Here is a 14250-nt window from a genome sequence, read left to right as displayed (position 1 = left end):
GGCGGAAAGTCTCCCCAAACAGACGGGGAGACTTCACCTGCACGGGGGTGGAGGGTTCAGCGCGGAGGGCGGTGGAGGGTGGGCGCGGAGGCCTGCTGAGCGAGTGAACTCGCCGCAATAACTGCTGAAAGCCTCACGATACTGCCGTGAGGCTGCTCGCCGCGCGCGAGGGGGTCCAGCGCCGAACGCCACCTCCGCGTTGAAGTGCTGCAGCCGCCGGGCACTTGGCACTTGGCACTTGGCACTTGGCACTTGGCACTCGGCAATCCGCACTCCGCACTCCGCACTCCGCACTCCGCACTTCCTGCCTTCCCCAACGCATCGGTGCCCGGAACCACCAGGGTCCCGGGCACCGCGTGCACTGTCTTGGGGCGAGGATCAGACGGCGGGGTTGGCCGCCATCCGCTCGCTTTCCGAACGCCCGGAAGAGTCGGTGACAATGAGCGGGCAACGCATGCACGCCGACTTGCCCTCCTGCCTCCACCAGCGGCAGTCCGGGCGCACCTGGCAGGCCGGAAGCGCCTTGCCCGCGGGGGGCATGAGCTGCACCAGCTTGGTCACCAGGCGGCAGTCGCTGCCGTCAAAGTGCGAGCACCCGCTCCCCGCGCACGGCGCGGCGAACCGGAACACCTCCGTGGGACCCACGGGGCCGGCCAGGGCCAGCACCTCGTCCGTCACCGGCACGCGCGCGTTCAGGTACCCCACGCGCCGCTCCTCCGGCGTGCCGCCCACCACCCCGAACACGAACGCGCCGTCCATGCGGGCGGGCGCGCTGGGGCACAGCGGCGGCGCGGCGTGCCGGTCCGCCACCCCCGTGCTCACGGCTCGATCAGGATCGGCGACGGCGGATACATGCCCAGCGTGGTGCCCGGGTCGATGGGGCCCAGCACGGACGGCTGCAGGGCCAGGTTCTGCGCCGCCGCGGCCGCTTCGCCGAGGCCTTCCACCGGGATGATCGTGGGGCTGGTGCTGCTTTCCATGGGTCGAACTCCGTGCGTGAGGGATGGAGAGGGAGGGAGGTTCGCGGCCTGCCGCGGTGTGCGGTCCGACGCGCGTTCCGTCGCACACTATACACGACTCTTTCCGCCGTCAAGCCTTGTGACCCCGCCCCGCTCTGTTGCCGCCCTCGCTGGAGGCGAGTCAGAAAACAGGTGTGATCCCACTCACCCTTCGCGACATCGAGATAGAAAAAGGCGGGGCACACGGAATCCGCGCGCCCCGCCTTCCATTCACTGTGACCGCGGTCAGCCGCCGAGCATGAACTGCGTGCCGGCGATGCGCCCGTCGCGCTCCACGTACATCACCACCGCGCGGCCGCCCAGCTGCCCAAGGAGGGACGCCGCGCCTTCGGCGGTGGACACGCGCTCGCGGTTGATCTGCAGGATCAGGTCGCCCTCGCGCAGCCCCAGCTGCCGCGCGGCGTCGGAGAGCCCCACGATCAGCGCGCCCTGCTCGCTCTGCAGCCCGCGCTCAGCGCGGATGGCGGGGGTGAGCGTTACGAGCTGAAAGTCGCGCAGCGCCTGAATGCGCGCGGCGTTGGCGGAGGGCAGGTCGCCGGGGCGCACCGTCAGGGTGCGCTCGCGGCCGTTCTCCACCACGGCGATCTGCAGCGGCTCGCCGTACGCGGCGTTCAGCTGCCCGGCCTGCCAGTCCAGCGGCGTGCGGATGCGCTTGGCGCCCACCGCGGCCACCGTCATGCCCGCGCGCAGGCCGCCGCGCTCGGCGGGGGAGCCGGGCACCACGCTGCTGATGCGCACGGCCGCCAGCCGCCGCGGGCCCTCGGCGCGCACCGGCTCCACCTCGGCGCCGATCCATGCGCGGCGCGCCTTGCCGTCATCCGCCAGGTCCAGGGCAATGCGGCGCGCGCGGTTGATGGGGATGGCAAAGCCGAGCCCCTCGCTCCCCCCGGTGCTGGACAGGATGGAGGAATTGACGCCCACCACCTCGCCCAGCGCGTTCACCAGCGCCCCGCCGGAGTTGCCGGGGTTGATGGAGGCGTCCGTCTGGATGAGGTCCAGCGACAGGCTGCGCTGCCCGTTGCCGCCCACGATGTTGCGCCCGATGGCGCTCACCACGCCGGCGCTCACGGAGGGCTCGGGGTTGCTGAGCACGAAGCCGAACGGGTTGCCGATGGCGATCACCCACTCGCCCGTCATGAGCCCGTCGCTGTTGCCCAGCGGCGCCACGGGAAGGTTGGTGCCGTTGCGGATGCGGATGAGCGCGAGATCGTTCACCTCGTCGGCGCCCACCACGTCGGCGTCGAACTCGCGGCCGTCGGGCAGGGTGACCACCACCTCGCTGGCGGCGCGCACCACGTGCTCGTTGGTAATCACCAGCCCTTCGCGGCTGATGATGAAGCCGGAGCCCAGCCCCGCCTCCTGCCGCTCGGCGCCGGGGGGAAGCATCATCTCTTCCCACACGGTGCGCGGCACCACGCGCTCGCGGCGCACCACGTTCACGCTCACCACCGCGGGCGCCACCCGCTCCGCCGCGGCGACGATGGCGGTGCGGCGCGAGTCCTGAACGGCGCCGGACAGCCGCGCGGTTTCGGGCGCGCGCACGGGCGGCGGCTCGCGCAGCACGGCGAGTTCGGAGGCGCGCGGCGCTTCGTGCGCGTCCGCGCCGCCGCCGCACGCGGCCAGCACGAGCGTGGCGAGCAGCACGGGAAGGGGATGGGGGCGATGCATGGGACGGTTCTGCGGGATCGGGGAAAGCGGCGTCGGATTCCGGCGCCTGCGTACCCGGAGCGGCGTTCCAGGTTCAGCTTGGATGCGCCGCGGCGCGCCAGGGTTGTGCGGGCGCCCCTACCGTCCACGTGCGCGTTCGATTGCAGAACGCGGCAAAGGTGGTGCACTTCGGGCAGTTCGGCGCGGGCGGAGAGAGGCCCCCATCCCCGACCCTTCCCCCAAAAACCCCTGGGGGAAGGGAGACCTCAGCGCGAGGCAGAGTTCGGCACCGATCTCATCCCCCGCGCCGGCGCAGCCTCACGGCACTATCGTGAGGCTTTCAGCAGTTGTTGCGGCGAGTTCACTCGCTCAACAGGGGCAGCGCGGATCCGTGCATCACCCACCGGCACCCGCCGCCCCCGCGCAGGTGAAGTCCCCCCGTCTGTTTGGGGGGACTTTCCGTTGTTGTTGGGGCGAATTCATTCGCTCAGCCCGGGGTTCCCCGCCGTTCCCTGTACAAGGGGCCGCACGGGGAGGGGAGAACGCGGCAAAGGTGGTGCACTTCGGGCAGTTCGGCCCGGGCGGAGAGAGGCCCCCATCCCCGACCCTTCCCCCAAAAACCCCTGGGGGAAGGGAGACCTCAGCGCGAGGGCGGCGTTCGGCACCGATCTCATGCCCCGCGCCGGTGCAGCCTCACGGCAGTATCGTGAGGCTTTCAGCAGTTGTTGCGGCGAGTTCACTCGCTCAACAGGGGCAGCGCGGATCCGTGCATCACCCACCGGGACCCGCCGCCCCCGTGCAGGTGAAGTCCCCCCGTCTGTCTGGGGGGACTTTCCGTTGTTGTTGCGGCGAATTCATTCACTCCGACCCGCGTCCGCGCTCCGCGCAGGGCCCTCCCCGAAGGGAGAACCCATCATCAGACCCTAGATCGTCCCGCCCAGCGGGGTGGCGACCACGGGCGTGTCGAACATGCCGTTGGTGATGCGGATGGACGGCTCGTTCGGCTCCTCGAGCGAGAAGCAGCTTCCCGTGCCGGAGAACGTCCCCTTCACCCGGTCGGCCGAGAGCGTCGTGACGTAGATGTTGCCGCTCGTCATGTCGCAGACGTACGTGTCCGCGTCATCGCCAATTACCTGCTCCACCACGAACGAGAGGCTGGCGCAGTCCTCTTCACAGTGCTCGGAGATGGTCACCGCGCCCGTGCGCACGCCCGGCAGGTTGATGATGGCGGTGTTGATCACCTGGCCCAGCACCTCGTTGGCCACCACCGCCGCGTCGCCCCCCTCGCGCGCCGCCGCTGCCCAGCTTCCGCTCTGCGGGTTGGACGAGAGCGCCCCGTTCGCGTTGAACGTGCCGCCGATGGGCGAGTTGTCGCTGGCGTAGGTGAAGGCGAGCCCGCCGGTGAGCTCGTCGGTGCCGGTGGGGGCGTTTTCGCAGGCGGCCACCATCGCCAGGGCCAGAACGGCCACGGAACGCAGATTCTTGATCATCGGTCGGATGCGGATGAAAGAGTTGAGGGTCCGGGAGCACGCACGGTGCGGCTCCGCTGAACGCCATCAACCTGCCGCATCCCCCCGCTCCCCGGCTTCCGTCACCTGACCTATTCGCCTGCGGAAGCAAAAGAATCGAGGCCGGCACCGATCCCGGTGCCGGCCTCGTCGTCATCCGTCCGCTGCTCGCTCAGCCGCGGGCGAGGATGCGGGCACCGCGGGCGGCGATCTCCACCCGGAGCCGCCCGCCGCCGATTTGGAAGCGCTCTCGATCCCCCGACCGGTCGACGAACGCGGTCCCGTCTGGCGCGGGGGCGGGCAGATCGAGCGTGCACGGCGCATCCGCGGCGTTGACCGCCACGATCGCCACGTCGCCGCCCAGGGTGCGGGCGAAGGCGAACTGCTCGTGGCTCACGTGAAGCTGCCGGTACTCGCCGCGGCGCAGCGCGGGCGTGGCGCTCCGGATCTCCGCCACGCGCGCGATCCACCGGGCCAGGCCGGGGCGCGGCGCCTGGTGCGCGGCGTCGGGGAGCTTGAGGCGCGGCCGCAGCGCGTGGTCGTCCGTCGCGGAGCGCGCGCCCGTGATCCCCCACTCGCTGCCGTAGTAGACGGACGGAACGCCGGGGATGGTGAACAGCAGCGTGTACAGCGCGTCCAGGTGCGCGGGTTCGCGCAGCGTGGTGGCGACGCGGTTGACGTCGTGGTTGTCGGCGAAGTTGTACAGCGGCAGCCCGCGGTACACGCCGCCGTCGCCGAACTGCCGCTGCAGCGAGTGCGCGATCTCAAAGTAGTTGCGGTCGTTGTGGCTGCTGTAGAGCCCCTTGTACACCTCGTAGTTGGTCACCGAGTGCAGCCCCGTCTGCGCGAGCCGCCGGTAGTCGCCGTGGATTGCCTCGCCCAGCAGCCAGAAGTCCGGCTTCAACTCGCGGGTAAATTCCGCCAGCGCGCGCAGAAAGTCCGGGTCGATGTCCTCCGCCACGTCCAGCCGCAGTCCATCGATCCCGAACTCCTGCACCCACGAGCGGATGGCGCCGAACAGGTGCTCGCGGACCGCGGGATTGCCCAGGTTCAGCTTCACCAGATCGTAATGGCCGCGCCATCCGTCATACCCAAAGGCGTCACCGGCCGGACTGCGGCGCGAGAAGTCCACGCCGTGGAACCAGTCGCGGTACGGGGACGCTTCTCCCTTCTCGCGCAGGTCGCGGAACGCCCAGAAGTCGCGCCCCACGTGGTGAAACACGCCGTCCAGCACCAGCCGGATCCCCGCGTCCCGCAGCGCGGCGGCAAGCTCCTTCAGCGTGTCGTCCGTGCCCAGGCGGCGGTCCACGTGGTAGTAGTCGGCCGTGTCGTAGCCGTGCGCGGTGGATTCAAAGAGCGGCCCCAGGTACAGCGCCGTGGCGCCCAGCCCGCGCATGTGGGCGATCCACCCGTGCAGTTCCGCCAGCCGCGGCACCGGCGCCGCGCCAAAGTCGTTGCGCGCCGGAGCGCCGCAGAGCCCGAGCGGATAGATGTGATAGAAAACCGCGTCGTCCCAATCCGCCATCCAGCACTCCTGATCTTTGAGCGATGAAGCGCCGCGCAGAACGGCGGAGGGACGGTAACGCGCGCCCTGTCTCCGCCGTTCTCTCCGCGGCTCCGCGTCCTTCGAGGCCCTTCCGTCCGCGGTATCGCTACTCCGCGGCGGGATGGTCGTCCGGCGGGGTGTCCTGGATCCACACGGACTTGATGTTCACGAACTCGTGAATGCCGAACTCCGCCAGTTCCCGCCCGTAGCCCGACTGCTTCACCCCGCCGAAGGGGAGCCGCGGATCGGACGAGACCATCGCGTTCACGAACGTCATCCCCGCCTCGATCTCGGCGATAAAGCGCGCGCGCTCCGCCTCGTCGCGCGTCCACACGCTGCTGCCCAGGCCGAAGTCCGAGTCGTTCGCCAGGCGGATGGCCTCGTCCAGGTCCGCCACGCGGAACAGCAGCGCCACGGGGCCGAACACCTCTTCGCGGTACGCCGGCGCGCTTTCCGGAATGTCCGCCAGGATCGTGGGCGGATAAAAGAAGCCGGGGCCGTCCATGGGACTTCCGCCGGTGAGCACGCGCGCGCCGGCCTCGACCGACCTGCGCACCTGCTCATCTACCTCGTCGCGGATGCTGGCGGTGGCGAGCGGGCCGATGTCCACGCCGTCCTGCATGGGATCGCCCACGCGCAGCGCCTCCATGGCGCGCACGAACCGCCGCTCGAACTCGTCCGCCACGTCCTGGTGCACGAGGAAGCGCTTGGCCGCGATGCACGACTGGCCGTTGTTGATGCACCGCGCCTTGGCCGCCGTGCGCGCCGCCGCGTCCAGGTCGGCGCTGGGCATGACGATGAACGGGTCGCTCCCGCCCAGCTCCAGCACCGTCTTCTTGAGGTTGCGCCCGGCGCGCTCGGCCACGCTCTGCCCCGCGGGCGTGCTGCCGGTAAGCGTGGCCGCCGCCACCCTCGGGTCGTCCAGAATGCCGCCGACCGCGTCCGACCCCACGAGCAGCGTCTGGAACACGCCCTCCGCAAAGCCGGCGCGCAGAAACACGTCTTCGATCGCGAGCGCGCACTGCGGAACGTTGGAGGCGTGCTTGAGCAGCCCCACGTTGCCGGCCATGAGCCCCGGCGCGGCAAAGCGGAACACCTGCCAGAGCGGAAAATTCCACGGCATGACCGCCAGCACGGCGCCCAGCGGCAGAAAGTGGATTTCGCCGCGCGCACCGCCCACGTCCACGGGGCGCGGCGCGAGCATCCCCGCGGCGTGATCCGCGTAGTGGCGGCACACCCAGGCGCACTTTTTTACCTCGGCGATCGCGGCGCTGAGCGTCTTGCCCATTTCCGTGGTCATCAGGCGGCCCAGGCGGTCCTTTTCCGCCTCCAGGATCTCTCCCGCGCGCCGCATGCACGCCGCGCGCTCGCCCATTCCCGTGCGCCGGTGCGCGGCGAAAGCGTCGGACGCGCGCTGCAGCCTGTGCTCGATCTCCCGCGGCGTGAGCGCGTCGAAGGTCCTGAGCGTTTCCCCCGTCACGGGGTTGATGGTGGCGATGGCCATGCGGCTCCGGTGTGGTTCACGATCGTGGAACGCTGCCCGCGCTCATGCAATCCGCCCGCCGCCCCCGGAGCCCATCTGAATCGGCATCCACGCTGCGACGATAAGTGTAGCAGAAGTCACCACCTGGGAGGCAAACACCCGGCGCCCCGCCCCATCGCTCTGTCCCGTTCGGGCCCTGCCGCCGAACTCCAATCTCGACCGTTTGCCTCCGCGCGGCCCAGGCAGCCGCACACCCGGATCCGAGCCTGCTACCCCGGAATCCTCCAGATGGCGCCTTGCATCGCTGCCACGGGATCAGGCCCCGGGCGCCGTTCCGGGCCGGCCCCGCGGCGAGCACGAATCCGGAAAAAGCTCCCGGCGAACGATCGGCCGCGGGCCGGAAAGGGACGAATGGGCCAACAGATAAACGTTGACGCGCGAAGCGGATAGCCCTATTCTGCAGGTGGACGCGACCGGCGCCGCAACCCTGGCGCCCCCACGCTCCGCGCTCTTCCAACATCCCGGCCCCCGGCACGGTTCCATCCACCGGCTCCACCCAGCGTGCCCGGAGCCACGGTGCTCCCCGGGCCCGCTGTTCCCGTCCTCCATCACCGGCTCCGGCCGGCGTCGGCACGTACCCCGGATCGCCATGAACAAGCACATTCGCCTACTTGCCCTGCTCGCCTGCGCCGCCGTGGCCGCATGTGACGACGGCTCCAGCCCCGAGGTGCCGCCTACGCCGCCCCCGCCCGCGCCGCTCCCCGTGGGCGTGTACCGCATCGCCGTGGACGGGATCGGCACGGAGAACGCCACGTCGTCCGTCGTTTCCGTGGCCCCGGAGACCGGCGTGAGCGCGGCGCTGGCCCAGGCGGGCTCGGGAATCGTCTTTGAGCAGGTGGGGTCCAGCTCGTTCACCGAAGGCACGCGCGGGCAGGGCGGGCAGCGGTACGTGAGCTTTACCTACCGCGTGCGCAACAGCACCGCCACGCCCCTCAGCAACCTCACCATGCTGCTGGTGAGCCGGGCCAGCTCCGTTCCAGGCACCGCGCTGTCGACGCTGCGCCGCTTTGACGGCGCCGCCGCGGACCCGGCCATCGCCTCGCAGGTGATCCCCACGGGCGCCGTGACCATGGGCCGCGACCTGGTGAGCATGAAGGCGTCGTACCCCGACGTGCTGCAGGTGCTCACCGAGGCGGAGGTGGCGGCCATCACGCCCCCCGCGGGGGTGAGCAACATCTTTCCCGTGGGCTACGTGGTGCGGCACCGCACCGCGGCCACCAACCGCACCCTTCCCGTCGCCGGCACCGCGAACGACTTCGACGGCGTGCTGACGGTGAGCTTCCGGGTACCGCTGCAGGCCAGCGCCGCGCAGGACGTGTTCTCGTTCTTCTTTGAGGTGCTGGCCGTGACCGACACGGAAACCCGCCTTACGGAAAGCATCGAGGAGGCGCAGGACCCCGAGGCGGTCACCCGGCTGCAGGCGGCCGCCGCCGCGCTCGGCGCCACCACCGTCACCGTGCTGAACGGCAGCCCCCGGATCGCACCCGACGTGTTCGATTACACGGGCCAGCGCGTGGTGTGCAGCCCGCGCGTGGCCGGTACCGCGGCCTCGCCCGTAACGACCATCGTGGCGCCGGGCGCCCATACGGGGTACATGATCCTGACGGCGGGCGAAGTGGTGGACCCGTGCGCCGCGTACTTCCGGTCCGGAACGTCGGCGCGCCCGGCCACCAACGTGCCGTTCGGGGTGACGGTCAAGGCGGCGGACCGATACGGAAACGTGCTCACCGGGCTGGCCGCCGACACCGTGCGCCTGGAAATCTCCGGCCCCGCGGCCACCCCGGGCGCGGCCTCGGCGCTGGTGGCGGGGAGCACGGCGCACACGGCAACCTTTCACGACTACGGAATGAGCCAGGTCTCCGTCGCCGGCCGCCGGGTGCGGGGCGGAACGCGGCCCATCCTGGTGGCGGGCGTCACGCGCGCCTGGACGGCGGGCGCGGGCACCACCGACTGGCACACCGCCACCAACTGGTCGCCCGCCGCTGTCCCCATGAGCCAGGATTCGGTGCTGATTCCGGCCGCGGCTCCGCTGGACCCGGTGCTCGCCGCCAACGTGGCCGTCATGGACGTGACGGTGGAAGAAAGCGCCCGCATTGAGATCAACGCCTTTGACCTTACCGCGGGGGGCAACGTGACCACGGCCATCACCACGGGCCAGGGGATCACCAATACCAGCGGCCGGCTGATCTGCTCGGGAACCGCCAAGACCATTCAGGGCCGCATTCCGCGCGTGCGCTTTACCGGCACCTACAGCCTCACCGGAAACCTTACGCTCCGCGCCCCGTGGGAAGTCGCCGCGGGCCGGCTCACCACCGGCACCTTCCGCGTGCAGATCGAATCGTTCTAATGACCATTCGTCTTTCGGCCTCAACCCAGAGGAACCCGCTCATGAAGCGCTCCGCCATCTTTGCCTCGCTCCTGGCCCTCGCCGCGTTCGCGCAGCCCGCGGCGGCGCAGTCCGACATCCTGATCCGCGCCCGCTCGGGCTCTCCCCTGGGCGACCGGTTCCGGGTGGACAGCGCCGGCGCCGTGGTGGCGCTGGGCACGCTGGGCATCGGCATCATGCCCGCCACGGGGCCCGGGTACCGCATGATGTGGATGCCCTACTTTGCCGCGTTCCGCGCGGGGAGCACCGACGACGGCGGCGCGGGCACCTACTGGGACTTCGCCAACGTGGGGTTCTTCAGCTGGGCGGGCGGCAACCGCACCACCGGAAAGGGCTACGCCAGCATGGCGATGGGTGAGGACGTCAGCGTAACCGGCAACTACTCCGTCGCCTTTGGCTCCGACGCCGACGTGACCGGCCAGTACTGCTTCGTGGCGGGCGACGACAACCGCTGCTCCGCCTCGTACGGCCACGCGGTGGGCTTTACGGCCAACGCGGCCGGTATTGGTGCCATCTCCCTGGGCTATCGTACCACCGCTGACGCCGACTATTCCGTGGCGCTCGGGTACCGCGCGAGCACCAACGGCCGCATCGGCGCGTTCGTGTGGGCCGACGCCAGCACCACCGACTCGGCGGAGGCCGCGGCCAACTACGAGTTCCTGGCGCGCGCCTCGGGCGGGTTCCGCTTCCGCACCAACGCCACGCTTACCACGGGCTGCAACATCGCGGCGGGCACGGGCACCATGACCTGCTCCAGCAGCCGCACCTTCAAGCGCAACTTTGCCGAGGTGAACGGCGAAGACCTGCTGACGCGCATGCGCACGGTGCCGGTGAACACCTGGAGCTACATCGGCGAGGAAGGCAACGTGCGGCACATGGGGCCGTTCGCGGAGGACTTCAACGCCGCCTTCGGGCTGGGGAACGACCCCAAGGGGATCGGGCACCAGGACATCGACGGCGTGAACTTCGCCGCCATCCGCGCGCTGGACCAGAAGGCGCTGGACCAGGCCGAGGAGATCCGCACCCTGCGCGCGGCGCTGGATACGGAGCGCGCAGCCCGCGCCGCGCTGGAGGAGCGCCTGGCCCGCATCGAGCAGGCGCTCGCCGCGCCCAAGCCGTAACGGCCCTCCCCCGGCGACACATGAGACGAGCCCGGCGCGGATGCATCCGCGCCGGGCTCGTTTTTCGTTCCTGTCTCCCGCTACCGGCTGCGCTCGCATGCCTCGCGAAGGCGCGCCTGCGCGTCGGGGGGCGCGGCGGCGACTTTTTCCATGCAGAGCCGGTACGCGTTCCCTGAATCCGCGGAGACGGCGGCCGGCGCCGCGGCGGGGCCGTGGTCGTCGGGCGAGAGGCCGGCGTCCGCGCGGGCCTTGCGCAGCGTTTCCGCCGCCCTGGCGCGCACGGCGGTGTCGGCGCGGGCGGAATCCCGCTCCGCCTGCCCCAGGTCCTGGTCAAAGAACCCGGCCGTGTCCACCCTCGCGGCCGCGGGCGCGCCGCCCTCCCCCGCGGGCTTGTCTCCGCACGCGGCGAGCAGCCCCCCCAAGAGGCAGGCCAGGAGCTTCGGGCGGATGGAGATGATGGTGTCTGAGGCGCGGCTGTTCATCGGCTCGATGCGGAACGGGGGCTGATCGCGGAACAGACATTCTGCGCTCCGGGCTCCGCCCCATCAAGAGCACGACGTCCCCCGCGATCCTCCGCAGTGCTTCCGCAGTTTCGTCGCGATCCCCCACCACCCCCGCGTCCTCCGCGTGGACCGGCCGTTTCTCATCCTCGTGAGGCAGCCAGAGCCCGGATCCACTCGATCACCAGCCCGGGCGCATCCGGTGACGAGAGCGCCGCGCCCAGCGAGGCCGCCAGATCGGGCTGGGTGAAGTGCTGCGCGTACCCGGGCACGGCGGCACTCAGGTCTTCCGCCGCGAACGGGTTGGACAGCGGAAGGGGAGCGTGGGCCAGCGCATCCAGCGCGAACAGGGCAAAGGCGCGCGCCTCCGTTTCCGGCGAGGCGGCCTGCCCCGCCGCCACGCCGGGGGGAAGCACGCGCACGCCCAGCCCGGCGTACAGGGGCACGTACCCCGCGTCCGGCGGCGGGCGGCGGTGGGGCCGGCCCAGCTGCGTGCCGAACGGCGCTTCCGCCACCACGGCCAGCAGCCGCGGGCGCTCGCCGGGCGTGCTCCAGTCCGGCCGGAACACCAGATGGTCCACGTGATACACGCCCAGGGCGCACCCCGCGTCGTGCAGCCGCAGCCAGAGCCGAGCGGCCGCCGCCAGCAGCGCTACGCTGTTGCGCGCGGCCAGCCACCGCTGAAGTGGCGGGCTGTCCGCGGCGCGCAGCCCAAACGGCTTAACGTACAGCGCACCCTGCAGCGATCGGCTGGCGCACCGCCCCCGCCCGATCCAGCGCGGAACCGTGTACGGCACCCGGAGCGCCACGGTGCGAAAGAAGTGCGCTTCCTCGTCGACCGCGTTCCGCGCGTGCGCCGGCACGGCGCTCCGCAGCCACGCGGTCGGCGCGTCGATGAACGGGAGGTCCACCGGCGTGGTCTGCAGCCCGGCGAAGGTGCGCGCGCTGCCGTCGCCCGGGCCCACGTCGATGACGTCTGGCCGCACGGAATCGCCCAGGCTGCCCAGCACCCGCAGCCGGGCGCGCTCCCCCGGCTCCGGGTTCCACGCCGGCGTGCGGCTGCGCTGCAGCGTTCCCCGCCGCGTGACGCGGGCCAGAAAGCCGCGCTCCGTTTCCGCAACGACGAGAAGCTGGGTGTTGCGCTGCGTGGAGTACCACCGGGGCTGCGCGTCCAGCCCGTCGAACAGCGGGGCGATGTCCAGCGCGGCGAGCCCCAGCGTTTCTGCCTCGTCCGGCGGGGAAAAGGCGGCGCAGTCCACCGTGGCGTCCAGCACCACCCGCCGGTCGCGCACGCGCACGCCGCTGCGCAGGTGCGGGGTGATGAGCGCGTAGCTCTCGTCGATAGGGACGACGAATCGGGTCGCGCCCGCGTCCCCGTCCGGCTGCACGCCGGGCGCGGGAAGGACCGGCGCCCAGGCGGAGGCCTGCGCGGGGGCGTACACCGCCCCGCTGGCCCAACCCACCAGCCCGTCCCAGAGCGCCAGGTCCTCGCCCCCGCGCGCGTCCGCCTCGCCCGCCACGAGCATGCGCGCGGCCTCCTGCGCGCACAGCTGCGGGTCCGACGGCGCGCGGGGCGTGGCCGCCGCGGCGGCAAGCTCGCGCACCAGGCGCACGGTCACGGGGCGCGCCGGCCCCGCGCCCGCCCGCTCCTGCGCCACCCGCCCGCGCTCCCGCAGCCGAAGCTCCATGCAGGCCACCAGTTCCTCCGGCGCCACCTCCTCGTCCCACGCAGCGCCGCGGCGAAAGGCCGTGCCGGCGGGAAGGTGGGCGGCCAGCCGGTCCAGTTCGCGCCCCGCCTCCGCCAGGCGCCGCTGCAGCGGCTGCACGTCCGCCGCCCGGCGCAGGCGCGCCACGTCCTCCTCGCCCACGCGCGCGGCGGCGAGCGCCACGCGGGTGGCACGGGGGAGCACGGGGGCATGGCGGTCGTTCAGGCGCCGCACGCCCGCGCGCAGGACGGCCACCGCTTCCTGCAGCTCCGCCGCGCGCTCCGCCCGTGCCCGCATCCCCTCGAACGCCTGCTGCAGCACCGAGGCGCCGGGGGTGCCGGGCGCGATCTGGCGCAGGGGGCGGCGCAGCGCCCGGTGCAGCGGGCTGCGCAGTTCATCCTCCAGAAACAAGCGCGCCTCCTCCGCCGCCGCACGCAGGGAGGGGAGGGCGTCGTCCCGTTCCGCCAGCGGGGCCAGGCGCGACCGAAGGCGGCGGGCGCCCTGCTCCACCGTGCGGAGCATGCGGTCCAGCCCCGGCGGAATCCCCACCGGGTTCCGCAGGGCCGAGTCGGCCAGCGGCGTGGCGGACCGAGCCGTCATGCGCCCGCCCTGGGGCCCACGCAGCTTGCGCGACGCGCCTTCTGCACGGTGTCGGTGGGGAGCACGGGGCGAATCTCGAGTTCAATGCGCCGGTCCTGCTGGTCCACGCGGGCGGAGGCACGGGCCGCGGCGGGGTCCACCGGGTAGTACCGGCTGCGTCCCAGCGCGGAAACCTTGCACGGCTCGATGCGCGCACTGTCGATCAGAAAGAGCGCCACGGTGGCGGCGCGGGAGGAAGACAGGATCCAGTTGCGCTCCTCCGTCCCCTCGCGGCTGGTGTGCCCCACTACCTGGATCTGGTCGATCTCGCGCAGCACGCTGTCGCTGCGCAGAAACGCACCGAACGCCTTCAGGATGCGCTTCCCCTCCGGCTTGAGCTGGCCCAGCTCGTAGCGGTCCGTGGGAAAGGTGGCATCGCCTTCGATGCGCACCAGCAGGTAGTCGCCTACGCGCAGCACGCGCACACCATCACGGGTCCCCGCCTGCCGCAGCCGGTGTTCGATGGCGTTCAGGCTGCTTTCGCGCGCGTCCGCCTCGCCGGAGCGCTTCAGGGCGGGAATGGCCACGGCGGCAAAGAGGATCAGAAAGAGCAGCGTGGTGGCGCCGAGCAGGTCCGCGAAGGCGGGCCAGGGCCCGGGCCCCTCGTCGGCTTCGGAGTGCATGGACGCCATCGG

Annotated in this window: 11 protein-coding genes; 2 read left to right on the top strand and 9 right to left on the bottom strand. The window is 71.7% G+C overall.

Going from position 1 to position 14250, the window contains the following annotated elements:
• Positions 1 to 378: 378 nt before the first annotated feature.
• The 6 genes from VF665_RS17025 to VF665_RS17000 form a co-directional block, all read right to left on the bottom strand.
• The gene (locus VF665_RS17025; protein ID WP_331054645.1) at positions 379 to 822 is read right to left on the bottom strand and encodes a hypothetical protein; all 444 of its coding nucleotides are present in this window, start codon (positions 820 to 822) and stop codon (positions 379 to 381) included.
• The gene (locus tag VF665_RS17020; protein WP_331054644.1) at positions 819 to 980 is read right to left on the bottom strand and encodes a hypothetical protein; all 162 of its coding nucleotides are present in this window, start codon (positions 978 to 980) and stop codon (positions 819 to 821) included. The genes VF665_RS17025 and VF665_RS17020 overlap by 4 nt, the downstream gene beginning before the upstream one ends.
• Before the next feature lie 264 nt (positions 981 to 1244).
• Positions 1245 to 2687 carry a trypsin-like peptidase domain-containing protein gene (locus VF665_RS17015; RefSeq protein ID WP_331054643.1) on the bottom strand — a complete coding sequence of 481 codons (1443 nt, stop codon included), beginning with the start codon at positions 2685 to 2687 and terminating at the stop codon, positions 1245 to 1247.
• 902 nt (positions 2688 to 3589) lie between these two features.
• A complete protein-coding gene (locus tag VF665_RS17010) occupies positions 3590 to 4156 on the bottom strand; it encodes a hypothetical protein (protein WP_331054642.1) in 567 nt (188 codons plus the stop codon).
• Positions 4157 to 4346: 190 nt separating this feature from the next.
• On the bottom strand, positions 4347 to 5699 hold the full coding sequence (locus VF665_RS17005; protein WP_331054641.1) for an alpha-amylase family glycosyl hydrolase: 1353 nt from the start codon (positions 5697 to 5699) through the stop codon (positions 4347 to 4349).
• A 127-nt stretch (positions 5700 to 5826) separates the two neighbouring features.
• The gene (locus VF665_RS17000) at positions 5827 to 7224 is read right to left on the bottom strand and encodes an NAD-dependent succinate-semialdehyde dehydrogenase (protein ID WP_331054640.1); all 1398 of its coding nucleotides are present in this window, start codon (positions 7222 to 7224) and stop codon (positions 5827 to 5829) included.
• 628 nt (positions 7225 to 7852) lie between these two features.
• Here VF665_RS17000 and VF665_RS16995 point away from each other — a divergent pair.
• Positions 7853 to 9610, top strand: coding sequence for a hypothetical protein (locus VF665_RS16995; RefSeq protein WP_331054639.1), 1758 nt, complete (start codon positions 7853 to 7855; stop codon positions 9608 to 9610).
• Between the two features lie 41 nt (positions 9611 to 9651).
• Positions 9652 to 10770: a tail fiber domain-containing protein gene (locus tag VF665_RS16990; RefSeq protein WP_331054638.1), complete on the top strand. Its 1119-nt coding sequence runs from the start codon at positions 9652 to 9654 to the stop codon at positions 10768 to 10770.
• A gap of 80 nt (positions 10771 to 10850) precedes the next feature.
• On the opposite strand, the gene VF665_RS16985 is transcribed toward VF665_RS16990, so the two are convergent.
• From VF665_RS16985 to VF665_RS16975, 3 genes are all read right to left on the bottom strand, one after another.
• Positions 10851 to 11252 (bottom strand): hypothetical protein, encoded by a 402-nt coding sequence (locus VF665_RS16985; RefSeq protein ID WP_331054637.1) that lies wholly within the window; start codon positions 11250 to 11252, stop codon positions 10851 to 10853.
• Between the two features lie 161 nt (positions 11253 to 11413).
• A complete protein-coding gene (locus VF665_RS16980; RefSeq protein ID WP_331054636.1) occupies positions 11414 to 13576 on the bottom strand; it encodes a hypothetical protein in 2163 nt (720 codons plus the stop codon).
• Positions 13573 to 14247: an OmpA family protein gene (locus VF665_RS16975; RefSeq protein WP_331054635.1), complete on the bottom strand. Its 675-nt coding sequence runs from the start codon at positions 14245 to 14247 to the stop codon at positions 13573 to 13575. The genes VF665_RS16980 and VF665_RS16975 overlap by 4 nt, the downstream gene beginning before the upstream one ends.
• Positions 14248 to 14250: the final 3 nt, after the last annotated feature.

Origin of the sequence: Longimicrobium sp., assembly GCF_036387355.1 — a bacterium.
Taxonomy (GTDB): domain Bacteria; phylum Gemmatimonadota; class Gemmatimonadetes; order Longimicrobiales; family Longimicrobiaceae; genus Longimicrobium.
This window is presented reverse-complemented; position numbering and strand designations above follow the sequence as displayed.

Coding starts and splice junctions, on each gene's coding strand:
- VF665_RS17020 (WP_331054644.1), bottom strand. CDS start 980: ATGGAAAGCAGCACCAGCCCCACGATCATCCCGGTGGAAGGCCTCGGC.
- VF665_RS17015 (WP_331054643.1), bottom strand. CDS start 2,687: ATGCATCGCCCCCATCCCCTTCCCGTGCTGCTCGCCACGCTCGTGCTG.
- VF665_RS17010 (WP_331054642.1), bottom strand. CDS start 4,156: ATGATCAAGAATCTGCGTTCCGTGGCCGTTCTGGCCCTGGCGATGGTG.
- VF665_RS17005 (WP_331054641.1), bottom strand. CDS start 5,699: ATGGCGGATTGGGACGACGCGGTTTTCTATCACATCTATCCGCTCGGG.
- VF665_RS17000 (WP_331054640.1), bottom strand. CDS start 7,224: ATGGCCATCGCCACCATCAACCCCGTGACGGGGGAAACGCTCAGGACC.
- VF665_RS16995 (WP_331054639.1), top strand. CDS start 7,853: ATGAACAAGCACATTCGCCTACTTGCCCTGCTCGCCTGCGCCGCCGTG.
- VF665_RS16990 (WP_331054638.1), top strand. CDS start 9,652: ATGAAGCGCTCCGCCATCTTTGCCTCGCTCCTGGCCCTCGCCGCGTTC.
- VF665_RS16985 (WP_331054637.1), bottom strand. CDS start 11,252: ATGAACAGCCGCGCCTCAGACACCATCATCTCCATCCGCCCGAAGCTC.
- VF665_RS16980 (WP_331054636.1), bottom strand. CDS start 13,576: ATGACGGCTCGGTCCGCCACGCCGCTGGCCGACTCGGCCCTGCGGAAC.
- VF665_RS16975 (WP_331054635.1), bottom strand. CDS start 14,247: ATGGCGTCCATGCACTCCGAAGCCGACGAGGGGCCCGGGCCCTGGCCC.